Raw genomic sequence first — 21,909 nt, 5'->3', positions numbered from 1 at the left:
TTCGGCCTCCCTGGACTATCGATGGGTTGGGCCTGGCGGATCGGTGAGGCAGTGGCGCGGCGTCGTGGTCTCCCTGCCCGCGGGGGCGGGGAGGGTAAGGGAGGGCTCTTCCTCTTCCCAGAATCACCCCTTCAGGATCGCCTCCACCACCTCCTGCACCTCCAGCGCCTCGGCCAGCGTCGCGAGGTGGTGCGGTTGGCCGCGGACCAGCGCCGCGACGCCTTCGAGCTGCCGGCGCAGCACCAGCGGCCGCATCTTCTCGTTGGGCAGCGCCTCCGGGTCGGGCTGCCAGGAGCCGTCCGCCATCCGCCGCTCGGCGATCGACCAGTCGCGCAGCCGGACGGCGCCCGCATCGCCGGCGATCATCCAGATGTTGTGGTCGTCCTTCTCGGTCGTGCCGACGCTGCCCGTGAGCGTCACCGGCAGGCCGCCCGCGGTCAGCGTCGCGGCGATGCGGCGCTCGGACTTCCCCGCCTCCGGATACTCCGCCGTCGCCTTCAGGCCCGCCAGCGGCCCGCCGAGCCGGCGGGACAGGAAGAGGAAATGCGACACCACCTCGCGGGTGAAGCCGCCTTGCGCCCTCCCGTCCAGCCAGCCCGCCGCGTCCCTCTGCCAGGAGCGCGGCCAGGTGGCGAAGGCGACCTCGATGGTGATCTGGCGCGCGGTGCCGACCGCGCCCTCGGCGATCCAGCGCTGCAGGGTCGCCACCCCGAAGGAGGAGGCAAAGGGGAAGTTGACGGCGCCCCTGGCGCCCGCCTCGGCGACGAAGGCGCGGGCATCGGCGACATCCACCGCCAGCGGCTTTTCGCAGAACACGGCTTTTCCGGCTGCCAGAGCCGCCCGGGCATGGGCGAGGTGCGACGACGGCGGCGAGGCGATATAGAGCGCGTCGCAGGCGGCGATCACCGCCGCCGCATCGGCAAGGCGCGGCACGCCCGGAAAGGCCGCGCCCATGCGCGCCATGGCTTCCGCCGAGGGGTCCCAGATGCCGGTAATGCCGACGACATCGGCCGCCTGGGACAGGGCGGCGCCGAGCAGGCGCTCGCCCATGATGCCGGCGCCGACAATGCCGAGCGCGACGGGGTTTGCGGTCATGGTCCCGCTCACGCCGGCATGGCCGCTTCGACGAGCTTGGCGAGGTAGCTGGTGCCCACCGGGATCGCGGCGTCGTCGAAATTGTAGGCGGGGTGGTGGCAGGCGGCGGTGTCGCCATTGCCGAGGAAGATGTAGCTGCCCGGCCGCTCGTTGAGCATGTAGGAGAAGTCCTCGGCGCCCATCAGCGGCGGCGTGTTGGGATCGACCTTGTCGGCGCCGACGACGGACTGCGCCACCTTGACGGCGAAGTCGGTCTGGTCGGCATGGTTGAAGGTGACGGGATAGCCGCGCAGGTAGTCGACCGTCGCGACGCAGCCCATGCCCTTGGCGACATTCACCACCAGCTCCTTCATCCGCGCCTCCACCAGATCCTGGATCTCCGGCTTGAAGGTGCGCACCGTGCCGAGCATGCGCAGGGTCTGCGGGATGACGTTGAAGGCCTCGCCGGCCTTGACCGAGGTGATGGAGACCACGGCGCTCTCGATCGGATCGACATTGCGCGCCACGATGGTCTGCATGGCCAGCCCGATGGCAAAGCCCGCCTGGACCGGATCGACGCACAGATGCGGCATGGCGCCATGGCCGCCCTTGCCCTCGATGTCGATGATGAAGCGGTCCGCCGCCGCCATGGCCGGGCCCTTGCGCACGGCGAACGTGCCGACGGGAATGCCCGGCATGTTGTGCAGGCCATAGACCTCCTGGATGTTCCAGCGGGTCATCAGGCCGTCCTTGACCATGGCGTCGCCGCCGCCGCCTCCCTCTTCCGCCGGCTGGAAGATGACCACCGCCGTGCCGTCGAAATTGCGCGTCTCGGCGAGGTACTTCGCCGCGCCGAGCAGCATGGCGGTGTGGCCGTCATGGCCGCAGGCGTGCATCTTGCCCGGCACCTTGGACTTGTAGGGCAGGTCGGTGGCTTCCTCGATGGGGAGCGCGTCCATGTCGGCGCGCAGGCCGATGACCTTGCCCGAGCCGCTCTTGCGCCCCTTGATGACGGCGACGACGCCGGTCTGGCCGATGCCGGGGACGACCTCGTCGCAGCCGAAGGCCTTCAGTTTCTCCGCGACGATGCCGGCAGTGCGGTGCACGTCGTAGAGCAGCTCCGGATTTTCGTGGAAGTCACGGCGCCAGGCGGTGATCTCGTCGTGGAGGTCGGCAACGCGGTTGATGACGGGCATGGAAATCTCCGAAGGGCAGGCGAAAGCGGGAGGCTAGCGCGGCACGCGCGCGGAGGCGAGGGGCTGGCCGGACGCCTGGGGTCACGCCGGCATGCGGTTCTCGACCAGCTTCGCCCAGTAGCTCATGCCGAGCGGGATGATCTCGTCGTTGAAATCATAGGCGGGGTGATGCACGGAGGCGGTGTCGCCCTGGCCGATGAAGATGAAGGCGCCGGGCCGCGCCTCGAGCATGTAGGAGAAATCCTCGCCGCCCATGATCTGCGGCGCGTCGTCGTTCACCGCCTTGTCGCCGACCACGGCGGCCGCCGCGGCGACCGCATGCGGCGTATAAGCGGGATCGTTGACGGTGGCCGGCACCACCCGCACATGCTCCACCCTGGCCGTGGCGCCGAAGGCGGCGGCGGTCTTCTCGACGACCTCCCGCAGCCGGACCTCGATCAGGTCGCGCACCTCTGCGTCATGGGTGCGCGCCGTGCCGCGCAGCTCCGCCGTCTGCGGAATGACATTGTTGGCGAACCCGGCATTGAAGGCGCAGATGGAGATAACGGCGCTCTTCAGCGGGTCGACATTGCGCGCCACGATCGACTGCACCGCCGCCACGATATGCGCGCCGGCAAGGATCGTGTCGACCGCCAGATGCGGCTTGGCGGCATGGCCGCCCTTGCCCTCGACATGGATGCGGAAATTGTCGACCGCCGCCAGCATCGGCCCCGGACGGATGGCAAAATGGCCGACGGGCAGGCCCGGCGCATTGTGCATGCCATAGACCTCCTGGATGCCGAAGCGCTCCATCATGCCGTCGAGCACCATGGCCTCGCCGCCCTTCTCGCCCTCCTCCGCCGGCTGGAAGATGACCGCGACGGTGCCGTCGAAGTTGCGCGTCTCGGCGAGGTATTTGGCGGCGCCGAGCAGCATGGCCGTGTGGCCGTCATGGCCGCAGGCATGCATCTTCCCCGGCACCTTCGAGGCATGCGGCAGGCCGGTGATCTCGGTCAGCGGCAGCGCGTCCATGTCGGCGCGCAGGCCCACCACCTTGCCCGATCTGTCGGTTCGGCCGCGAATGATTCCGACGACGCCGGTGCGGCCGATGCCGGTGATGACCTCGTCGCAGCCGAACGCCCTCAGCTTGTCGGCGACGATCCCGGCGGTGCGGTGCACGTCGAACTGCAGCTCCGGATATGCGTGGATGTCGCGGCGCCAGGCGGTGACCTCCTCGTGGAGGGCGGCGATGCGGTTGACGATGGGCATGTCGGTGGTCCTGCGCAGAGGGAAGGCCGGCGCGGACGAGGGCCGCGCCGGGAATGGGGATCAGGCCGTGAGGCGGCTCTCGACGAGCTTGGCCCAGTAGCTCATGCCGATGGGGATGATCTCGTCGTTGAAGTCATAGGCGGGGTGATGGACGGAGGCGGTGTCGCCCTGGCCGATGAAGATGAAGGCGCCGGGGCGGGCCTCCAGCATGAAGGAGAAGTCCTCGCCGCCCATCACCGGCACGGTGTCGCGGTTGACACCCTCGTCGCCGACCACCGCGGCGGCGGCATCACCGGCGAAGACGGCGTTCTCGGCATGGTTCCGGGTCACCGGATAGTCGCGGAAATAGGTGAGCTTGGCGGTGCCGCCATAGACGGTCGCGGTGCCCTCGACGACGGTGTGCAGCCGCTTCTCGACGAGATCGCGCATCTCAGGGGTGAGCGTGCGCACCGTGCCGAGCAGCGTCGCCGTCTGCGGGATGACATTGTCGGTGAAGCCGGCATTGAAGGCGCAGATGGAGACGACCGCATTGCCGAGCGGGTCGACATTGCGCGAGACGATCGACTGCACCGCGTTGACGATCTGCGAGGCGATGAGGATCGTGTCGATCGACTGGTGCGGGCGGGCGGCATGGCCGCCCTTGCCCTCGACATCGATCTGGATGCGGTCGGCCGCGGCCATGAGCGGGCCGGCGCGCAGGGCGAACTTGCCCACCGGCAGGCCCGGCGCATTGTGCATGCCATAGACCTCCTGGATGCCGAAACGGTCCATCATCCCGTCATTGACCATCTCGCGGCCGCCGCCGCCGCCCTCTTCCGCCGGCTGGAAGATGACCGCCACCGTGCCGTCGAAATTGCGCGTCTCGGCGAGGTACTTGGCCGCGCCCAGCAGCATCGCCGTGTGGCCGTCATGGCCGCAGGCATGCATCTTCCCCGGCACCTTGGAGGCATGCGGCAGGCCGGTGATCTCGCTGAGCGGCAGCGCGTCCATGTCGGCGCGCAGCCCGATCACCTTGCCCGAGCCGGTGTTGCGGCCCTTGATGATGCCGACGACGCCGGTCTGGCCGATGCCGGTGACGACCTCGTCGCAGCCGAATGCGCGCAGCTTGTCGGCGACGATGCCGGCGGTGCGGTGCACGTCGAACATCAACTCGGGGTTCTCGTGCAGGTCGCGGCGCCAGGCGGTCACCTCGTCGTGGAGGGAGGCGATGCGGTTGTTGATGGGCATGGTCATTCTCCGGAAAGGGCGGTGGCCTTGCGGCCCTTCTATCAGCTCGGCAGGCGGGTTTCGACGAGCCTCGCCCAATAGCTCATGCCGATGGGCAGGATCGCGTCGTTGAAATCGTAGGAGGGGTGGTGCAGGCCGTAGGTGCCGCCCTGGCCGATGCCGATCATGCAGCCCGGCCGCTCCTCCAGCATGAAGGCGAAATCCTCGCCGCCCATGGCCGGGTCGACGTCGCGCCAGACCCCGGTCTCGCCGAGAACCGAGGCCGCGGCGCGGGCCGCATGGTCGCATTCGGGCCCGGTATTCATCACGCTCGGGCAGGCGCGGTCATAGGTCAGGGTGGCGCTCGCGCCGAAGGTCGCCGCGACGCCGGCGACGATCTGGTGCAGCCGCGCCTCGACCAGGTCCTGCACCGCCTTCGACAGCGTCCGCACCGTGCCGCGCAGCACCGCGGTCTGCGGAATGACGTTGAAGGCGGCGCCCGCATCGACATGGCAGAGCGAGACGACGGCATTGGCGAGCGGATCAACGTTGCGCGCCGCGATGGACTGGACAGCGGCGATGATATGGGCCGCGACGAGGACGGTGTCGACGGCCAGATGCGGCCGCGCCGCGTGGCTGCCCTTGCCTTCGATGGCGATGTGGATCCAGTCGACGGCGGCGCTGGCGGCGCCGGAGATCACCGAGATCGTGCCGACCGGGTCCTGGCTGTTGTGCATGCCATAGACCTCGTGGATGCCGAACCGGTCCATCAGGTCGTCGGCGATCATGGCGCGGGCGCCGTGGCCCCCCTCCTCGTCGGGCTGGAAGATCAGCACGGCGGTGCCATCGAAATTGCGCGTCTCGGCGAGATATTTCGCCGCGCCCAGCAGCATGGCCATGTGCCCGTCATGGCCGCAGGCATGCATCTTTCCCGCCACTGTCGAGGCATGGTCTGCGCCGGTGGACTCGTGGATGGGCAGCGCGTCCATGTCGGCCCGCAGTCCGACCACCCGTCCCGAGGTCGTCCGCGCGCCACGGATGATGCCGACGACGCCCGAGCGGCCGATGCCGGTGATCACCGCGTCGCAGCCGAAGTCCCGGAGGCGGTCGGCGACGATGGCCGACGTGCGGGGCAGGTCGAAGCCGAGCTCGGGATGGCGATGGAAATCCTGCCGCCAGCCGGCGGCCTCCTCGTGCAATGCGGCGATGCGGTTGACGATCGGCACCTTGGCCTCCGGTGGCGGGCGGTCAGGCCGGCATGCGGGTTTCGACGAGGCGGGCCCAGTAGCTCATGCCGATGGGCAGGATCTCGTCGTTGAAGTCATAGGCGGGATGATGGACGCCGAACGCCCCGCCCTGGCCGATGCCGATCATGCAGCCGGGCCGCTCCTCCAGCATGAAGGAGAAATCCTCCGCGCCCATGGTCGGCGGCTTGTCGCGGCGCACGAGGGCCTCGCCGACGATGGAGGCGGCCACCGCCGCGGCATGCTCGGCCTCGGCGGCGTGGTTCACCACCATCGGGCAGCCATAGGTATAGGTGAAGGTCGCCCTGGCGCCGTAGCTTTCGGCGGTCATCTCGACCACCTGCCGCAGCCGCTGCTCGACCAGGGCCTGGATGTCCTTGGTGAGCGTGCGCACCGTGCCGAGCAGTTCCGCCGTCTGCGGGATGACATTGTTGGCATGGCCGGCATTGAAGGCGCAGATCGACACGACGGCGCTGCCCAGCGGGTCGATGTTGCGCGCCACCACGGATTGCACCGCGATGATGATCTGGGCGGCGACCAGGACCGTGTCGACAGCGAGGTGCGGCTTGGCGGCATGGCCGCCCTTGCCCTCGACGAGGATGTGGATCTTGTCGGCCGCCGCGCTGGTCGGCCCGGCCCGCACCGCGAGCGTCCCGGCCGGGTCCAGGTTGTTGTGCATGCCATAGACCTCCTGGATGCCGAAGCGCTCCATCAGGCCGTCGGCCACCATGGCGCGGGCGCCGCCGCCGCCCTCTTCCGCCGGCTGGAAGATCAGCGCGACAGTGCCGTCGAAGTTGCGGGTCTCGGCGAGATATTTCGCCGCGCCCAGCAGCATCGCCATATGGCCGTCATGGCCGCAGGCATGCATCTGTCCCGGCACGGTCGAGGCATGGGGCAGTCCGGTGATCTCGGTGAGCGGCAGTGCGTCCATGTCCGACCTCAGGCCGATCACCCGGCCCGACGTGGTCTTCGCCCCGTGGATCAGACCGACGACGCCGGTGCGGCCGATGCCGGTGACGACCGCGTCGCAGCCGAAGGCGCGCAGCTTCTCCGCCACGATCGCCGATGTGCGCGGCAGATCGAAGAGCAGTTCGGGATGCTGGTGGAAATCGCGGCGCCACGCCGTGGCCTCCGCGTGAAGGCCGGCGATGCGATTGACGATGGGCATGGACATGTCCCGAGGGAGAAAGGCCAACAGAACCGGAGCGGGGCGGGCCGGTCAACAGGCTGCCATGCGATGGCCTCCCCTTGACGTGCATGGCTGCCATCGGCTCCCTCAGGGACATGACACTCACCAGCACCGCCTTGCTCGAGCGCCTCGTCGGCTTCCCCTCGGTCTCCGACGCCAGCAATCTCGACCTCGTCGATTTCATCCGCGACTATCTCGCCGCCCATGGGGTCGGCTGCGAGATCGTGCCGATGCCCGATGGCCGCAATGCCAATATCTGGGCGACGATCGGCCCGCAGGTCGACGGTGGCATCGTGCTCTCCGGCCATCTCGACGTCGTGCCGGTCGAGGGTCAGCCCTGGACCACCGATCCCTTCACCCTGACGGCGAAGGGTGACCGGCTCTATGGTCGCGGCGCCTGCGACATGAAGGGCTTCGACGCCTGCGTGCTCGCCGCCGTGCCGGCCATGGTTGCCGCCGACCTGAAGCGCCCCATCCACATCTGCCTGACGGCGGATGAGGAAATCCGCATGGACGGCGCCCGCGCCCTCATTGCCCGCCTCGGCAAGGACTGGACGCGGCCCTCCGTCTGCATCGTCGGCGAGCCGAGCCGCATGAAGGTGGTCACCGGCCACAAGGGTTATCTGCGCATCGACACCCATGTGCGCGGCCACGAGGTCCATTCCTCCAACCGCTATGCCGGCGTCTCCGCCATCTTCGTCGCCGCGCGGCTGGTGACCTGGCTCGAGGAGCGCGACCTGAAGAACAAGGCCGAGGCGGAGGCGCATGGCGGCGCGCCCTATTTCGATCCCGGCTGGACCATGATCCATGTCGGCACGCTCTCCGGCGGCACCGCCCACAACATCACCGCCCTCGACTGCCACTTCGTCACCGGCATCCGCGTGGTGCCCGGCGATGACGGCATGCGCTATGTGCGCGAATACGAGGATTTCGTCCGCCGCGAGATCGAGCCGGCGATGAAGGCCGTGCATCCCGATTCGGGCGTCAACCTCACCTGGCGGGTCGGCGGTGAGCCGCTGGTGCGTGAAGAAGACGGCGAGGCCGAGCGCCTTGCCCGCCGGCTCACCGGCGACAATGGCATCCAGGTCGTGCCCTATGGCGCCGAGGCCGGCCTGTTCCAGGCGGCCGGCATCTCCACGGTCATCTGCGGCCCGGGCGACATCGCCCAGGCGCACCAGCCCGACGAATGGGTCGAGGTGTCGGAACTCGCCCGGTGCGATGCCTTCCTCGCCGGGCTGATTCGCGAGTGTTCCGCCTGAGGGTGCCATCGCGAGGAGCCGCGCTGCACGGATCAAGTGCGTCCTTCGAGGCTCGCTTCGCTCGCACCTCAAGGATGAGGGGGGTGGTAACCGGCACAACGCCGGACGAACCTGCGCTGCTCACATTTGCCGGCCGGAATGCAGGACACCCACCCTCCTCATCCTGAGGTGCGAGCCCCGGCGATGCGTCAGCATCGTCAGGAGGCGAGCCTCGAAGGACGCACTTGGGTCGTGCAGGCGAACACCTGACGACGACCGCACCGCCCGCGCCTCCCGGCGCGGACGGTGACGAGCCTGCGGTTCAGCGCTGGCGGGCGATGATCCGCGCCTGGATGCCGTCATAGACCCCCTGCGGGATGATGTTCTTGCGCACCAGCTCGTCCTTGCCGCGATAGGGCCGGCCGGCGATGATCGCCTTGGCCCGCGCCTCGCCGATGCCCGGCAGCACCCGCAGCTCGGCCTCGGTCGCCGAATTGATGTCGATGAGCGCCGCCGCCGGCGTCGTCCCGGCGGGTGCCGGCGTGGTCGCCGTTGCGGTGGGACGGGTCGCAGGCTGGGTCGCGGTCTGCGCCATGGCGGCGGTCCCGGCGAGCGCGAGGGAGGCGGCGAGCAACAGGGTCTTGAGCATGGGCGTGTCCTTCCGTGGGTCGGGTTCGGGCTGGCGCCAGACTGCGTCTCCCGTGCCGACCGGGCGAGGTCACCATCGGTTGATGGCGCATGCAAGACGGCTTTTCGCTGCCTCTGTGTCCGGCCGATGAACGCCAGCCGAACGGCTGTCCGGCGCGCCCGCGGCCGGGCGGGAGGCCATCGGGCATGCGTCATCGGATGTCTCATAAAAATGAATGTTCATTCTCTTTTTTGTTGCGCCCCTTGCCGCCCTGCCCTAATCAGGCTCTACCCGCGAGGATCCCCCATCGCCATGCCGCGCATCGACAGTGCCCAGCGCATAGACCGGAAGGCGGCCATCCTCGATGCCGCCGAGCGCTGCTTCGTGCGCTCCGGCTTCCATGGCGCCTCGATGAGCGACATCTGCGGCGAGGCGGGCATGAGCCCCGGCAACCTCTATCGCTACTTTCCCTCCAAGGAGGCGATGATCGAGGGCCTGTGCGAGCGCGACTTCGCCGAACTCGGCGCCGGGTTTTCCGCCCTCGCCAGGGCGCCGGACATCTGGGAGGCCTTCGAGGCGCTCGCCCGCTTCCACATGATCGAGGAGCCGCGCGAGAGCTGCCAGCTCTGGGTCGAGATCATGTCGGAGGTCGCGCGTAATCCGCAGATCGGCGCCCTGCGTAAGAAGATCGACCAGTTCATCGAGACCAAGATCCGCTTTGCGCTGGAAATGGCGCGGGATCGTGGTCAGACCGCTCCGGACGCCGATCTCGACCCCGCCGTGCAGTTCCTCATCACCTATGCCGACGGCCTCATGCTGCGGCGCGCCCGCGATGTGAATTTCGATCCGAAGCCGCATGTGGCCCTGATGTTCTCCATCCTGCGGTCCATGTTGCTGCCACCCGCCACGCCGGCCTCAGCTAGGCTGACAACACCATGATCATGCTCGCCCGCACCCTCCTTCTCGCCGCCGTCGCGACCGCCGCCCTCGGCGGCGCTGCGGCTGGCCAGGGCGCTGCGCCCGCGGTCACGGTGACCCCGGCTGCCCGCTCCGAGCTGCGCGAGACCGTCATCCTCACCGGTTCCTTCGTTGCCCGCGACGAGGTCATGGTCTCGCCCGAGGTCGACGGCCTGACGATCACCGAGATCCTCGCCGAGGAGGGCGACAAGGTCACCGCCGGCCAGGTGCTCGCCCGCCTCAACCGCGAGATGCTGGACGTCCAGCTCGCCCAGAACAGCGCCCAGCTCGCCCGCGCCGATGCCGCCATCGCCCAGGCCCGTGCCGCCATCGTCGAGGCCACCTCGGCCCGCACCCTCGCCCAGCAGCAGCTGGAGCGCACCCAGCAATTGCAGCGCAGCGGCGCGGCGACGGCCGACGCGCTCGACCAGCGCACCAGCGCCGCGCGCACAACCGCCGCCCGGCTGGATTCGGTCACCAACGCCCTCGCCCTCGCCGAGGCCGACCTGGTGCTGGCCCGCGCCCAGCGCCGCGACATCGAGCTGCGCATGTCCCGCACCGAGATCAGGGCCAGGATCGGCGGCACCATCTCGCGCCGCACCGCCCGCCTCGGCGCCCTGGCGGCGGCGGCGGGCGACCCGCTGTTCCGCATCATCGCGGAGTCGGAGGTCGAGCTCGAGGCCGACGTGCCGGAGACGACGCTCGCCCGCATCCGGCCCGGCCAGCCGGCGACCATCGAGGCGGCCGGCTACACGCGCCCGCTCGCAGGCAAGGTCCGCCTGGTGGCGCCCGAGGTGAACCGCACCAACCGGCTCGGCCGCGTCCGGGTCACCCTGACCGACGACGAGCGCCCGCCGCTCGGCGCCTTCGGCCGCGCCACCGTCGAGGTGGCGCGTTCCACCGGCCTGACCGTGCCGCTCTCGGCCGTGATGTTCGGCCCGACCACGGCCGTCCAGGTGATCAAGGACGGCATCGTGCAGACCCGCACCGTCGTCGTCGGCCTGCGCGCCGCCGGCAGGGTCGAGATCCGCGAGGGCATCGCCGAGGGCGAAGAGGTCGTCTCGGTCTCCGGCAGTTTCGTTCGCAACGGCGACCGGGTGACGCCCGTCGCGGCCGTCCCGCGCTGAGGAGGCCGCGCCATGTCCTCGTTCAACGTCTCCGCCTATTCCATCCGCCAGCCGGTCCCCTCGATCGTGCTGTTCATCGTCCTCTGCTTCCTCGGATGGATGAGCTTCAACAACCTGCCGATCACGCGGTTCCCCAATATCGACGTGCCGCTGGTTCAGATCCGGGTGACCCAGGCGGGCGCCGCGCCGGCCGAGCTTGAGAGTCAGATCACCAAAAGGGTCGAGGACGCCGTCGCCAACATCACCGGCGTCAAGAACGTCATCTCCAACCTCACCGATGGCCAGTCCTCGACGGTGGTGGAGTTCCGCCTGGAGGTGAATGCCGACCGGGCGCTGAACGACGTCAAGGACGCCGTCGCCAAGATCCGCGCCGACCTGCCGCGCAACATCGACGAGCCGATCATCGAGCGGCTCGACATCGAGAACCAGGCGATCATGACGGTGGCCGTCGCCGCTCCCGCCAAGACGCTGGAACAGCTGTCCTGGTTCGTCGACGACACCGTCAAGCGCGAGCTCCAGGGCCTGCGCGGCATCGGCCGCATCAGCCGCAACGGCGGTGTGCTGCGCGAGGTCCGCGTCGCCCTCGACCCCAGCCGCCTGATGGCGCTCGGCATCACGGCAGGCGACGTCAACCGCCAGCTGCGCGCCACCAATGTCGACCTTGCCGGCGGCCAGGGCGAAATCGGTGGTCAGCAGCAGTCGATCCGCACCCTCGCCGGCGCGGAGAGCGTCGAGGACCTCGCCGCCACCCGCATCGTGCTGCCCGGCGGGCGTGCCGTGGTCCTCTCCGACCTCGGCACCGTCACCGATCTCTACGAGGAGCCGCGCAGCTTCACCCGCCTCAACGGCGAGACACCGACGGTGGCCTTCCAGGTCTTCCGCTCGAAGGGCGCCTCCGACGTGCGCGTCGCCGCCCTCGCCCGCGCCAAGATCGACGAATTGCGCGCCGCCCACCCGGACATCGCCTTCAACGAGATCGACAATTCGGTCAACTACACCGCCGGCAACCACACCTCGGCCATGACCATGCTGCTGGAAGGCGCAGGTCTCACCGTCATCGTCGTCTTCCTGTTCCTGCGCGATTTCCGCGCCACCCTCATCTCCGCCGTGGCGCTGCCCTTGTCGATCATCCCGACCTTCTGGGTGATCGACATGCTCGGTTTCTCGATGAATCTCGTCTCGCTGCTGGCGATCATCCTGGTGACGGGCATCCTGGTCGACGATGCCATCGTCGAGATCGAGAACATCGTCAGACATATGAAGATGGGCAAATCGCCCTACCGCGCCTCGATGGAGGCGGCGGACGAGATCGGTCTCGCCGTCATCGCCATCTCGCTGACCATCGTCGCCGTCTTCGCGCCGGTCTCCTTCATGGGCGGCATTGCCGGCCAGTATTTCAAGCAGTTCGGCCTGGTGGTGGCCATCGCCGTGCTCTTCTCGCTGCTGGTGGCGCGGCTCATCACGCCCATGCTGGCGGCCTATTTCCTCCGGCCTCACGCGCATCAGGAGCCCAAGGACGGCATCTTCATGCGCGCCTATCTGCGCTTCCTGTCCGTCACCATCCGCTTCCGCTACCTCACCCTCCTCGCCGGCATCGGCGTCTTCGCCCTGTCCATCTGGGCGGTGAAGTTCCTGCCCACCGGCTTCATCCCCTTTCCCGACGAGGCCCGCTTCGTCATTTCCATGGAACTGCCGCCGGGCTCGACCCTCGATGACACCCGCGAGCGCTCCGACAGGCTCGCCAAGCTGATCCGCGAGAAGACGCCGGAGGTGGAATCGGTCCTCGTCATCGGCGGCGCGAGCCCGGTCGGCACGCTGGAGGTGCGCCGCGCCACCGTCATCGTCCGCCTCGTCCACAAGACCAAGCGCGAGCGCAAGCAGCGGCAGATCCAGCAGGCGACGTCGCCGCTCTTCACCGAGATCCCCGACATCCGCGCCTGGTATGTCAACGACCGCGGCGAGCGCGAGCTCTCCATCATCGTGCGCGGCAACGATGGCGCCAACCTGTCGAAGGCGGTGGCCGCGCTCGAGGCCGAGATGCGCCAGCTCCCCGGTTTCGTCAACGTCGCCGCCACGGCCGGCCTCGACCGGCCCGAGATCAGGGTCGTGCCGAAGACCGACGAGGCCGCGCGCTACGGCATCACCACCGACCAGATCTCGGAGGCGGTGCGCATCGCCACCATCGGTGACGTTGCCGCCAATCTCGCCAAGTTCAATGCCGGCGACCGGCTGGTGCCAATCCGCGTCCAGCTCGACACCGATGCCCGCGCCCGCCTCGACATCCTCTCCGCCCTGACCGTGACGACGCCTGCAGGCCAGCAGGTGCCGCTCACCGCCGTCGCCGACATCACCTTCGGCCAGGGGCTCTCGTCGATCGAGCGCTACAACCGGGTGCGCCGCGTGAACATCGGGACCGATCTCGGTCGCGGCCTGGAACTCGGTCCGGCGCTCGAGAAGGTCTATTCCCTTCCCGCGGCGCGCAACCTGCCGGCCGGCGTGTCGTTCCAGCGCGGCGGTGACGCGGAGATCATGCAGGAGGTCTTCCAGGGCTTCGCCCTGGCGATGGGCACGGGCCTGCTGATGGTCCTCGGCGTGCTCGTCCTGCTGTTCCACTCGGTGTTCCAGCCGCTGACCATCCTGATGTCGCTGCCGCTCTCCCTCGGCGGCGTGATCATCGCTTTGCTGCTCACCAACAATGCCATCTCCATGCCGGTCGTTATCGGCATCCTCATGCTGATGGGCATCGTCACCAAGAACGCCATCATGCTGGTCGACTTCGCGGTGGAGAAGACGCGGGAGGGCATGCCCCGCCGCGAGGCCATCCTCGATGCCGGCCGCAAGCGCGCCCGCCCGATCATCATGACCACCCTCGCCATGGGGGCGGGCATGATCCCGCCGGCACTCGGCTCGGGAGACGGCGGCGAGTTCCGCGCGCCCATGGCCATCGCGGTGATCGGTGGCCTGCTCGTCTCCACCGTGCTGAGCCTCGTCTTCGTGCCGTCCTTCTATACGGTGATGGATGATGTCGGCCGCTTCTTCGGCTGGGCCTTCGGCCGCTTCGTCGGCCCCGTCGACGAGCCCGACACGGCTGCTGCCGGCCATGGTGGCCATGGCGCACCGCCGCTTCTTCTCCCCGCCGATGCCTCGCCTCCCGGCGAGGCGCCCCGGCCGATCCGCGTCGCCGCGGAATAGCCCACGCGTCCTCCTGCCGTGCTTTACCGCCGGGGGAGGGCACGGGAGCCCGGCATCCGTGGGTCCGCCCCCATGGAGGCCGGGCTCCGACCTATCCGGCTGACAGCGCGGCGCGTCGCCGCTAGGCTCGGCGCGACGCTTCCCAGGAACCGATCGCCTTGGCCTCCGCCCCCCTCGTCACCCTGCGGGTCGACTTCGCCCCCGGCGTAAGGCTCGGGCCGGGCAAGGCCGACCTCCTGGAGGGCATTCGCGACACCGGCTCCATCGCCGCCGCGGGACGGCGCATGGGCATGAGCTACAAGCGCGCCTGGATGCTGGTCGAGACCATGAATGCCATGTTCGCTGAACCGCTCGTGACCTCTTCCAAGGGCGGCCGCGACGGCGGCGGGGCGGAACTGACGGAGGCGGGCCTGACGGTCCTCTCCGCCTTCCGCGCCATGGAGGAGAAGCTCAGGACCTCCTCCGCCGGCGAAATCGCCACCCTGTCGCGGCTTCTGCGTCCGCCGGGCGATTGACAGGCCGGGCCCCGTCCAGCGATATAGCCAACCGGAAATATCGCTGGAGGTCCCCATGGCCGTCGTCCGCCGTCTTCTGCTCGCCGCCGGCCTCGCCGCCGGCCTTGTCGCGCCGGCCCTGGCCCAGGCGCCGCAGATCGCCGTCGCCGCCAGCGTCAAGACGGCGATGGACGAGCTCGTCGTCGCCTTCCGCCAGGCCACCGGCCAGGAGGTCTCGGTGGTCTATGGCGCTTCCGGCAATTTCACCCGACAGATCCGCCAGGGCGCGCCGTTCCAGCTCTTCCTCTCCGCCGATGAGGGCTTCATCTTCCAGCTCGCCGATGCGGGCCTCGCAGCCGACAGGGGCGAGGTCTATGCCGAAGGACGCGTCGCCCTCTTCGTGCCGAACGGCTCGCCGCTGAAGGCCGACGGCGCCCTGGCGGACCTGCGCGCCGGGCTCAGGGACGGGCGCGTCACGCGCTTCGCCATCGCCAGCCCGGAGCATGCGCCCTATGGCCGCGCCGCCGAGCAGGTTCTCAAGGGCCAGGGCCTGTGGGAGCCGCTGCAGGGCCGGCTCGCCATCGGCGAGGACATTGCCCAGACCCTCCGCTTCGCCACGACCGGCGCGGCCCAGGGCGGCCTCGTCGCCTATTCGCTGGTGCTTGCGCCGCAGGTCCGGGCGCTCGGCAGCTTCGCCCTCGTGCCGGCAGACTGGCATCTGCCGCTGCGCCAGCGCATGGCGCTGATGAAGACGGCGGGGCCGGTGGCCCGCGACTTCCACGCCTATCTTCGCACGCCGGCGGCGCGGCAGATCTTCCGCCGGCACGGCTTCCTCATCGCCGGCGAGGAATCCTGACACCGCCATGGACTGGGTCGCGCTCTCCCTGTCGCTGAAACTGGGCGCGGCGACCGTCCTCATCCTCCTGCCTGTCGGCTTCGTCGTGGCGCGCCGCCTCGCCTTCCATCCCTTCCGCGGCCAGGGGATGGTCGAGGCGCTCATCGCCCTGCCGCTGGTCCTGCCGCCGACCGTCCTCGGCTACTATCTGCTGGTCGGGCTCGGCGCCGCCTCGCCCATCGGCCAGGTCTGGCAGGCGCTGGTCGGGCGCCAGCTTGTCTTCCATTTCGAGGCGCTGCTCATCGCCTCGGTCATCGCCAACCTGCCCTTCGCCATCCAGCCGATGGTGCAGGCCTTCCGGGCGATCCCGCCGGAGGTGCGCGAGGCCGCCGCCGTCTCCGGCATGGCGCCGCTGACAATCATGCGCCGCATCGACCTGCCGCTGGCCTGGCCAGGGATCGTTACGGGCATGGTGCTGACCTTCGCCCACACGCTCGGCGAGTTCGGCGTCGTGCTGATGGTCGGCGGATCGCTGCCGGGCGAAACGCGCACCCTCTCGATCGCGATCTATGACCGCGTCCAGGCCTTCGACGATGCGGCGGCCCATGCCATGTCGGCGGTGCTCGTCGTCGTCTCGGTGGTGGCCCTCGCCACCACCTCGCTGCTCTCCGGCCGCATGGTCCGCCGCCATGGATGAGACGGGCCTGACGGTGGACCTGCACCAGGCGGCGCCCATTCCCCTCGCCGTGGCGCTGACCTGCGCCGCCGGCGAGATGCTGGCTCTCGTCGGCCCCTCGGGCAGCGGCAAGACCACCGTGCTCAGGACCATTGCCGGGCTCTACCAGCCGCGCGAGGGCCGGGTCCGGTGCGGCGGCACCGTCTGGCTCGACAGCGCCGCCGGCATCGCCCTGCCGCCGCACCAGCGGCGCGCCGGCCTCGTCTTCCAGCACTACGCGCTCTTCCCCCACATGACGGCGCTCGCCAATGTCGCGGCGGCCATGGGCCACAGGCCCGCGGCGGAGCGCGCCGCCGCCGCGGGCCGGCTCCTTGCCCTCGTCCATCTCGCCGGGCTGGAAGCCCGCTATCCCGCCGAGCTCTCCGGCGGCCAGCAGCAGCGCGTGGCGCTGGCCCGGGCTCTCGCCCGCGATCCCGCCGTGCTTCTCCTCGACGAACCCTTCTCGGCGGTGGACCGGCGCGTCCGCCGCGAGCTCCATGCCGAACTGGCGGCGATCCGCACGGCCATCCGGGTGCCCATCCTCCTCGTCACCCACGACCTTGATGAGGCGGCGGGCCTCGCCGACCGCCTCGCCGTCATCGATCGGGGTGACATCCTGCAGGTGGGCGTCCCGGCCGATGTCCTCGCCCGTCCGGCGAACGAGCGGGTCGCGCAGGCGCTCGATCTCGATCTTTCGCCGTCCTGATCACGGTCAGAGGAACAGGCCTGCGGCCTCCTCCACCTCGTCCACCAGGAACCGGTAGGCCTCGTCGATCCGGGCGATGCGGCGGGTGTCGACATGGGCGACGAGGTGATAGGTGCGGCGGATCGCCAGCTCCGGCAGCACGCGGATCAGCCCGCCGGCGTCGCGGGCCGCGTAGTCGTGCAGCACGCCGATGCCGACGCCGGCCTTCACCGCTTCCATCAGGGCGAGGACGCTGGCGCATTCGAAGCGGCGCTGTCCCGCATCGAAGGCCGGCGGATAATAGGTCAGCGACTGCGAATAGTGCAGTTCCTGCACCGAGGTGACCAGAAGGTGCCGGCGCAGCGCCTCCGGCGTTTCCGGCCGGCCATGGCGCGCGAGATAGGGTGCCGTCGCATACATGCCGAGGCCGTAATCGGTCAGCTTGCGCACGGTGAGGCGCCCGTCGGTCGGTGGGTCGATGACGACGGCAAGGTCGGCATCGCGCTTCGACAGCGACATGGTCCGCTGCAGCGGCACGAGCTGGATCGTCAGGTCCGGGTGGCGCGCGGCGAGGCGGCCCAGCCGGGCGCTCAGGAACAGAGCGCCGAAGCCTTCCGGCGCGCCGATGCGGACCGTGCCGGAAATGACGCGGTCGACCTGCGAGACATCGGCCTGGGCATCGAGCCAGGCGGTCTCCATGGCCTCGGCCGCGGCGACGAAGGTCTCGCCGGCGACCGTCAGGGCGATGCCCGCCGTGGACCGCGCCACCAGCTGCGTCCCCAGCTGCGCCTCCAGCAGCGTGATGCGCCGCGCCACCGTCGCATGGTCGAGCGCCAGCGCCCGTGCCGCGGCGAGGAACTGCCCGGCGCGCGCCACGGCGAGGAAGACCCGGACATGATCCCAGTTTGGCGTCATCCTGCCATCTTACGCCAATTTGCGCACAGCGTATGCGCCAACTTGGCGCTTGGTTGCCGCATGGCTTCGCTCTAGGGATGACCATCCCAGAGGAGACGATCCCATGCGCAACTATGGTCACTTCATCGGCGGCAAGCATGTCGCCGGCACATCCGGCCGGACCGCCGACGTGTTCCAGCCGCTTGACGGTTCGGTCTTCGGCACGGTGGCGCTCGCCTCCAAGGCCGAGGTGCGCGCGGCGGTGGAGAATGCCGCGGCCGCCCAGCCCGCCTGGGCCGCCACCAATCCGCAGCGCCGCGCCCGCGTTCTCATGAAGTTCCTCGAACTCTGCGCCCGCGACAACGACAAGATGGCGGAACTGCTCGCCCGCGAGCACGGCAAGACCATCCCCGACGCCAAGGGCGACATCCAGCGCGGCCTTGAAGTGGTCGAGTTCGCCATCGGCGCCCCGCAGATGATGAAGGGCGAGTACACCGAGGGCGCCGGCCCCGGCATCGACATCTATTCGATGCGCCAGCCGCTCGGCGTCTGCGCCGGCATCACCCCGTTCAACTTCCCCGCCATGATCCCGCTGTGGAAGGCCGGCCCCGCCATCGCTGCCGGCAATGCCTTCGTGCTGAAGCCCTCCGAGCGCGATCCGGGCGTGCCGCTCATGCTCGCCGAGCTCTTCCTCGAGGCCGGCCTGCCGCCGGGCATCTTCAACGTCGTCAACGGCGACAAGGAAGCGGTCGACGCGGTGCTGGACGATCCCGACATCAAGGCCGTCGGCTTCGTCGGCTCCACCTCCATCGCCGAATATGTCTATGCCCGCGGCTGCGCGGCCGGCAAGCGCGTGCAGTGCTTCGGCGGCGCCAAGAACCACATGATCATCATGCCCGACGCCGACATGGACCAGGCCGCCGACGCCCTCATCGGCGCCGGCTACGGCTCGGCCGGCGAGCGCTGCATGGCGATCTCGGTGGCCGTGCCGGTCGGCGAGGATGCCGCCAACCGTCTGATGGACAAGCTCGTCCCGCGCGTCGAGGCCCTGAAGATCGGCCCCTCGACGGCCGCCGACGTCGATTTCGGACCCCTCGTCACCGCCCAGGCGCTGGAGCGCGTCAAGGGCTATGTCGATATCGGCGTGAAGGAAGGCGCCCGGCTCGTGGTCGACGGCCGCGGCTTCAAGATGCAGGGCTACGAGAACGGCTACTACATGGGCGGCTGCCTGTTCGACAATGTCACCAGGGACATGCGGATCTACAAGGAGGAGATCTTCGGCCCCGTCCTCTCCGTCGTCCGCGCCAAGACCTACAACGAGGCCCTCGACCTCGCCAACGACCACGAATACGGCAATGGCGTTGCCATCTACACCCGCGACGGCGATGCCGCCCGCGACTTCGCCGCCAAGGTGCAGGTCGGCATGGTCGGCATCAACGTGCCGATCCCGGTGCCGCTGGCCTATTACACCTTCGGCGGCTGGAAGCGTTCGTCCTTCGGCGACCTCAACCAGCACGGCCCGGACGCCTTCCGCTTCTACACGAAGACGAAGACCGTCACGTCCCGCTGGCCCTCCGGCATCAAGGACGGCGCCAGCTTCGTCATCCCCACCATGGGGTGATGGCCTTCACGTCTGTATGGCGTAGCGAGCACGCCGTCGCGGTTTCCGCGGCGGCGTTTGACTATCCGGCGGTCGCCGCGAGCGTCCGGGCATATTGCGGGAAAGCTTGAGCGAGGCGTCTGTCTGCTGTCACCAGCGGAACGCCGACGAAACGGGCAAGCGCGACGAACTCGCAGTCATAGGCCGAGCATCCGCTGTCCCGGGCGAGCGAGAGAACGTCTGCGGAGATCACCTCAAACTCGTTGCCGCGCAGGAGATCATCAGCCTCGTCCTGGAGCGCGATGGCCTCATCCAGCGTCAGCAGGGCGCGCCGGACATAGAGGGACAGGACGCTGCGGAACTCGCTCCGCCAGAGGGCCGGCGCAAGCCATTCCGGATCCTGCGCGTAGACCCGCTCTGCCATCACGGTGAAAGGCGACGGGATCAGGAGATAGGCGATGACATTGGTGTCGGCGACGATCACGGCCGGCCATCATTGATCGCCGCGATGAGATCGTCATGGCTGACGGCCTGCGGATCGATCGCCGGCCGCAGCGCGCGGATCCGCGAGAGCCGTTCCTCCGGCGCGAGCCGGCGTGGCTGAAGCGCCTGCTCTAGGCAATGGATCATCTCGCCGTTGATCGAGCGCCGATGCGCAGCAGCGCGCTGTCGCAGCCGCTCATAGAGATCGTCCGGAATGTTCTTCAGCGTCAGTGAAACCATGAATATCGACCCCAATATGCAACCATTATGGTTTCATCACCCGCGTCCTTCAAGGGGGTTGCCGCACGCCCGCGTCAAGGCCCTCCGCCGCGACTGGGTCATGCCCCTCGCCGACTGGCGGCGTCGCAACGCTTCGTCTTTGATGCTGAAGACAACAAGAGGAATGAAACGACCATGCGCATCGCCGTTGGCGGTTTCATGCACGAGACCAACACCTTCGTTCCCGCCCCGACGCCCTGGGCGATGTTCAACCAGGAAGGCGCCTGGCCGGGCTTCACCCGCGGGCCCGAGATCCTGACGAAGTTCCGCCCCTTCAACATCGCGGTTTCCGGTTTCATGGGCGTCGCCGAGCAGGCCGGTCACACGATGGTGCCGCTCTCCTGGTCCTTCGCCCAGCCCTCCGGCCGGGTCGAGGATGCGGTCTTCGAGCGCGCCGTCGCCTATCTCCTCGCCGACATCGCCGATGCCGCCCCCGATGCGGTCTTCCTCGAACTGCACGGTGCCATGACCACCGAGACCATCGAGGATGCCGAGGGCGAGTTGCTCGCCCGCGTCCGCCGCCTCGTCGGGCCGGGCGTGCCGGTCGTCGCCTCCCTCGACCTCCACGCCAACGTGACCCGGCAGATGGTCGACAATGCCAGCTTCATGTCGGCCTACCGCACCTATCCCCATATCGACTGGCTGCAGACCGGCCAGCGCGTCGCCGAATGGTTCGACCGGGTCGTCGCCTGGGGACCGCGCCCGGCCCGGGCCTTCCGCCAGATGCCCTTCCTCATCCCCATCGCCTCGGGCTGCTCGATGATCGAGCCGATGAAGGGGCTCTATGTCCTGCTCGGCGCCATCGAGGCGGAGACCGGCGTGCATCTCTCGCTCTGCCCGGGCTTTCCCTCCGCCGATATCTTCGATATGGGCGCCACAATCATCGGCTACGGCGCCGACCAGGCCGTGGTGGACGAGGCGGTGGACCGGCTCTACCGGGCCGTGCTGCGCGCCGAAGCCGGCTTCCTCGAGCATCTCGCCAAGCCGCAGGACGAGGCGGTGACGTTTGCCTTTGCCCGCGCCGCGCTGGCCTCGAAGCCGGTCATCATCGCCGATACCCAGGACAATCCCGGCGCCGGCGGCTCCTCCATCACCACAGGGTTCCTGCGCGCCATGATCAACCGCGGCGCGAAGGAGACGCTGATGGCGCTCTTCCACGAGCCGGAGATCGCCAGGCAGGCCCATGCCGCCGGCAAGGGGGCCACCATTGCCGTCACCTTCGCGGTGAAGGGATCAGGCCCCGGCGAGGAGCCGCTGACGACCAGGGCCGAGGTGGTCGCCGTCTCCGATGGCCGCTTCACCGGCACCGGGCCGATGGTCGGCGGCCAGCCCATCAATATGGGGCCCTCCGCCTGGCTCAGGATCGGCGGCATCGATCTTGTCGTCGGCTCGGTGCGCCAGCAGCCGCACTGCGTCGCCGTCTGCACCCATCTCGGCGTCGACATCACCGGTTACAAGGTCGTGGTCCTCAAGAGTTCGGTGCATTTCCGCGGCGACTGGCAGCCCTATGCCGATTCGGTGGTGGTCGGCGCTTCGCCCGGCGCCGCGCTGGACGACACCGGCATCATCCCCTTCCAGCACCTGCGCCCGGACGTGCGCCGGAGGCCCATGGCAAACCGGTGAGG

20 protein-coding genes are annotated in these 21,909 nt (G+C 69.2%); 10 read left to right on the top strand and 10 right to left on the bottom strand.

The genetic code is table 11. The features are described 5' to 3' along the window. Positions 1-123: 123 nt before the first annotated feature. The 6 genes from Q0C57_RS17930 to Q0C57_RS17905 all read right to left on the bottom strand — a co-directional run bounded on the left by Q0C57_RS17930 (position 124) and on the right by Q0C57_RS17905 (position 7,136). Positions 124-1,095: a Gfo/Idh/MocA family oxidoreductase gene (locus Q0C57_RS17930; protein WP_296578345.1), complete on the bottom strand. Its 972-nt coding sequence runs from the start codon at positions 1,093-1,095 to the stop codon at positions 124-126. Between the two features lie 8 nt (positions 1,096-1,103). Beyond that, positions 1,104-2,270, bottom strand: coding sequence for a M20 aminoacylase family protein (locus tag Q0C57_RS17925; RefSeq protein WP_296578343.1), 1,167 nt, complete (start codon positions 2,268-2,270; stop codon positions 1,104-1,106). 81 nt (positions 2,271-2,351) lie between these two features. After that, entirely contained in the window at positions 2,352-3,518 is a 1,167-nt protein-coding gene (locus Q0C57_RS17920) for a M20 aminoacylase family protein (protein WP_296578341.1), read from the bottom strand. A 60-nt stretch (positions 3,519-3,578) separates the two neighbouring features. Then, entirely contained in the window at positions 3,579-4,745 is a 1,167-nt protein-coding gene (locus Q0C57_RS17915) for a M20 aminoacylase family protein (protein ID WP_296578338.1), read from the bottom strand. 41 nt (positions 4,746-4,786) lie between these two features. After that, entirely contained in the window at positions 4,787-5,950 is a 1,164-nt protein-coding gene (locus Q0C57_RS17910) for a M20 aminoacylase family protein (protein ID WP_296578335.1), read from the bottom strand. A gap of 22 nt (positions 5,951-5,972) precedes the next feature. Beyond that, positions 5,973-7,136 carry a M20 aminoacylase family protein gene (locus tag Q0C57_RS17905; protein ID WP_296578334.1) on the bottom strand — a complete coding sequence of 388 codons (1,164 nt, stop codon included), beginning with the start codon at positions 7,134-7,136 and terminating at the stop codon, positions 5,973-5,975. Positions 7,137-7,225: 89 nt separating this feature from the next. Here Q0C57_RS17905 and argE point away from each other — a divergent pair, with 89 nt between their 5' ends. Continuing rightward, positions 7,226-8,416, top strand: coding sequence for an acetylornithine deacetylase (argE, locus tag Q0C57_RS17900; RefSeq protein ID WP_296578331.1), 1,191 nt, complete (start codon positions 7,226-7,228; stop codon positions 8,414-8,416). A 301-nt stretch (positions 8,417-8,717) separates the two neighbouring features. Here argE and Q0C57_RS17895 read toward each other — a convergent pair whose 3' ends face one another. Continuing rightward, positions 8,718-9,044, bottom strand: a complete 327-nt coding sequence (locus Q0C57_RS17895; protein ID WP_296578329.1) for a helix-hairpin-helix domain-containing protein — start codon at positions 9,042-9,044, stop codon at positions 8,718-8,720. 291 nt (positions 9,045-9,335) lie between these two features. Here Q0C57_RS17895 and Q0C57_RS17890 point away from each other — a divergent pair, with 291 nt between their 5' ends. The 7 genes from Q0C57_RS17890 to Q0C57_RS17860 all read left to right on the top strand — a co-directional run bounded on the left by Q0C57_RS17890 (position 9,336) and on the right by Q0C57_RS17860 (position 17,049). Continuing rightward, positions 9,336-9,962, top strand: coding sequence for a TetR/AcrR family transcriptional regulator (locus tag Q0C57_RS17890; RefSeq protein WP_296578327.1), 627 nt, complete (start codon positions 9,336-9,338; stop codon positions 9,960-9,962). Then, positions 9,959-11,107 carry an efflux RND transporter periplasmic adaptor subunit gene (locus Q0C57_RS17885; RefSeq protein WP_296578325.1) on the top strand — a complete coding sequence of 383 codons (1,149 nt, stop codon included), beginning with the start codon at positions 9,959-9,961 and terminating at the stop codon, positions 11,105-11,107. The genes Q0C57_RS17890 and Q0C57_RS17885 overlap by 4 nt, the downstream gene beginning before the upstream one ends. 12 nt (positions 11,108-11,119) lie before the next feature. Continuing rightward, a complete protein-coding gene (locus Q0C57_RS17880; RefSeq protein ID WP_296578323.1) occupies positions 11,120-14,299 on the top strand; it encodes an efflux RND transporter permease subunit in 3,180 nt (1,059 codons plus the stop codon). A 158-nt stretch (positions 14,300-14,457) separates the two neighbouring features. Next, positions 14,458-14,814 carry a winged helix-turn-helix domain-containing protein gene (locus Q0C57_RS17875; protein WP_296578321.1) on the top strand — a complete coding sequence of 119 codons (357 nt, stop codon included), beginning with the start codon at positions 14,458-14,460 and terminating at the stop codon, positions 14,812-14,814. Between the two features lie 55 nt (positions 14,815-14,869). Next, on the top strand, positions 14,870-15,649 hold the full coding sequence (gene modA, locus Q0C57_RS17870) for a molybdate ABC transporter substrate-binding protein (RefSeq protein WP_296578319.1): 780 nt from the start codon (positions 14,870-14,872) through the stop codon (positions 15,647-15,649). A gap of 7 nt (positions 15,650-15,656) precedes the next feature. Next, complete coding sequence (modB, locus tag Q0C57_RS17865; protein WP_296578317.1) at positions 15,657-16,325, top strand: molybdate ABC transporter permease subunit; 669 nt, start codon at positions 15,657-15,659, stop codon at positions 16,323-16,325. Further along, a complete protein-coding gene (locus Q0C57_RS17860) occupies positions 16,318-17,049 on the top strand; it encodes an ATP-binding cassette domain-containing protein (protein ID WP_296578315.1) in 732 nt (243 codons plus the stop codon). The genes modB and Q0C57_RS17860 overlap by 8 nt, the downstream gene beginning before the upstream one ends. 6 nt (positions 17,050-17,055) lie before the next feature. On the opposite strand, the gene Q0C57_RS17855 is transcribed toward Q0C57_RS17860, so the two are convergent. After that, a complete protein-coding gene (locus Q0C57_RS17855; protein WP_296578312.1) occupies positions 17,056-17,943 on the bottom strand; it encodes a LysR family transcriptional regulator in 888 nt (295 codons plus the stop codon). A gap of 103 nt (positions 17,944-18,046) precedes the next feature. Here Q0C57_RS17855 and Q0C57_RS17850 point away from each other — a divergent pair, with 103 nt between their 5' ends. Continuing rightward, positions 18,047-19,543 (top strand): CoA-acylating methylmalonate-semialdehyde dehydrogenase, encoded by a 1,497-nt coding sequence (locus Q0C57_RS17850; protein ID WP_296578310.1) that lies wholly within the window; start codon positions 18,047-18,049, stop codon positions 19,541-19,543. Positions 19,544-19,604: 61 nt separating this feature from the next. On the opposite strand, the gene Q0C57_RS17845 is transcribed toward Q0C57_RS17850, so the two are convergent. Further along, positions 19,605-20,006 carry a type II toxin-antitoxin system VapC family toxin gene (locus Q0C57_RS17845; RefSeq protein WP_296578307.1) on the bottom strand — a complete coding sequence of 134 codons (402 nt, stop codon included), beginning with the start codon at positions 20,004-20,006 and terminating at the stop codon, positions 19,605-19,607. Beyond that, positions 20,003-20,245, bottom strand: coding sequence for an Arc family DNA-binding protein (locus Q0C57_RS17840; RefSeq protein WP_296578304.1), 243 nt, complete (start codon positions 20,243-20,245; stop codon positions 20,003-20,005). Before Q0C57_RS17840 ends, Q0C57_RS17845 begins: the two co-directional genes overlap by 4 nt. 174 nt (positions 20,246-20,419) lie before the next feature. Here Q0C57_RS17840 and Q0C57_RS17835 point away from each other — a divergent pair, with 174 nt between their 5' ends. Then, the gene (locus Q0C57_RS17835; protein ID WP_296578302.1) at positions 20,420-21,907 is read left to right on the top strand and encodes a M81 family metallopeptidase; all 1,488 of its coding nucleotides are present in this window, start codon (positions 20,420-20,422) and stop codon (positions 21,905-21,907) included. The last annotated feature ends 2 nt before the right edge of the window (positions 21,908-21,909 follow it).

The sequence above is a fragment of the Phreatobacter sp. genome (genome assembly GCF_022843985.1).
Lineage (GTDB): Bacteria > Pseudomonadota > Alphaproteobacteria > Rhizobiales > Phreatobacteraceae > Phreatobacter.
Note: the sequence above shows the minus strand (reverse complement) of the source record. Positions and strands in the feature narration are given on the sequence as shown.

Excerpts from the sequence above, each read along its gene's own strand:
- Q0C57_RS17930 (WP_296578345.1), bottom strand. The coding sequence starts at position 1,095 with ATGACCGCAAACCCCGTCGCGCTCGGCATTGTCGGCGCCGGCATCATG.
- Q0C57_RS17925 (WP_296578343.1), bottom strand. The coding sequence starts at position 2,270 with ATGCCCGTCATCAACCGCGTTGCCGACCTCCACGACGAGATCACCGCC.
- Q0C57_RS17920 (WP_296578341.1), bottom strand. The coding sequence starts at position 3,518 with ATGCCCATCGTCAACCGCATCGCCGCCCTCCACGAGGAGGTCACCGCC.
- Q0C57_RS17915 (WP_296578338.1), bottom strand. The coding sequence starts at position 4,745 with ATGCCCATCAACAACCGCATCGCCTCCCTCCACGACGAGGTGACCGCC.
- Q0C57_RS17905 (WP_296578334.1), bottom strand. The coding sequence starts at position 7,136 with ATGCCCATCGTCAATCGCATCGCCGGCCTTCACGCGGAGGCCACGGCG.
- argE (WP_296578331.1), top strand. The coding sequence starts at position 7,226 with ATGGCTGCCATCGGCTCCCTCAGGGACATGACACTCACCAGCACCGCC.
- Q0C57_RS17895 (WP_296578329.1), bottom strand. The coding sequence starts at position 9,044 with ATGCTCAAGACCCTGTTGCTCGCCGCCTCCCTCGCGCTCGCCGGGACC.
- Q0C57_RS17890 (WP_296578327.1), top strand. The coding sequence starts at position 9,336 with ATGCCGCGCATCGACAGTGCCCAGCGCATAGACCGGAAGGCGGCCATC.
- Q0C57_RS17885 (WP_296578325.1), top strand. The coding sequence starts at position 9,959 with ATGATCATGCTCGCCCGCACCCTCCTTCTCGCCGCCGTCGCGACCGCC.
- Q0C57_RS17880 (WP_296578323.1), top strand. The coding sequence starts at position 11,120 with ATGTCCTCGTTCAACGTCTCCGCCTATTCCATCCGCCAGCCGGTCCCC.
- modA (WP_296578319.1), top strand. The coding sequence starts at position 14,870 with ATGGCCGTCGTCCGCCGTCTTCTGCTCGCCGCCGGCCTCGCCGCCGGC.
- modB (WP_296578317.1), top strand. The coding sequence starts at position 15,657 with ATGGACTGGGTCGCGCTCTCCCTGTCGCTGAAACTGGGCGCGGCGACC.
- Q0C57_RS17860 (WP_296578315.1), top strand. The coding sequence starts at position 16,318 with ATGGATGAGACGGGCCTGACGGTGGACCTGCACCAGGCGGCGCCCATT.
- Q0C57_RS17855 (WP_296578312.1), bottom strand. The coding sequence starts at position 17,943 with ATGACGCCAAACTGGGATCATGTCCGGGTCTTCCTCGCCGTGGCGCGC.
- Q0C57_RS17850 (WP_296578310.1), top strand. The coding sequence starts at position 18,047 with ATGCGCAACTATGGTCACTTCATCGGCGGCAAGCATGTCGCCGGCACA.
- Q0C57_RS17840 (WP_296578304.1), bottom strand. The coding sequence starts at position 20,245 with ATGGTTTCACTGACGCTGAAGAACATTCCGGACGATCTCTATGAGCGG.
- Q0C57_RS17835 (WP_296578302.1), top strand. The coding sequence starts at position 20,420 with ATGCGCATCGCCGTTGGCGGTTTCATGCACGAGACCAACACCTTCGTT.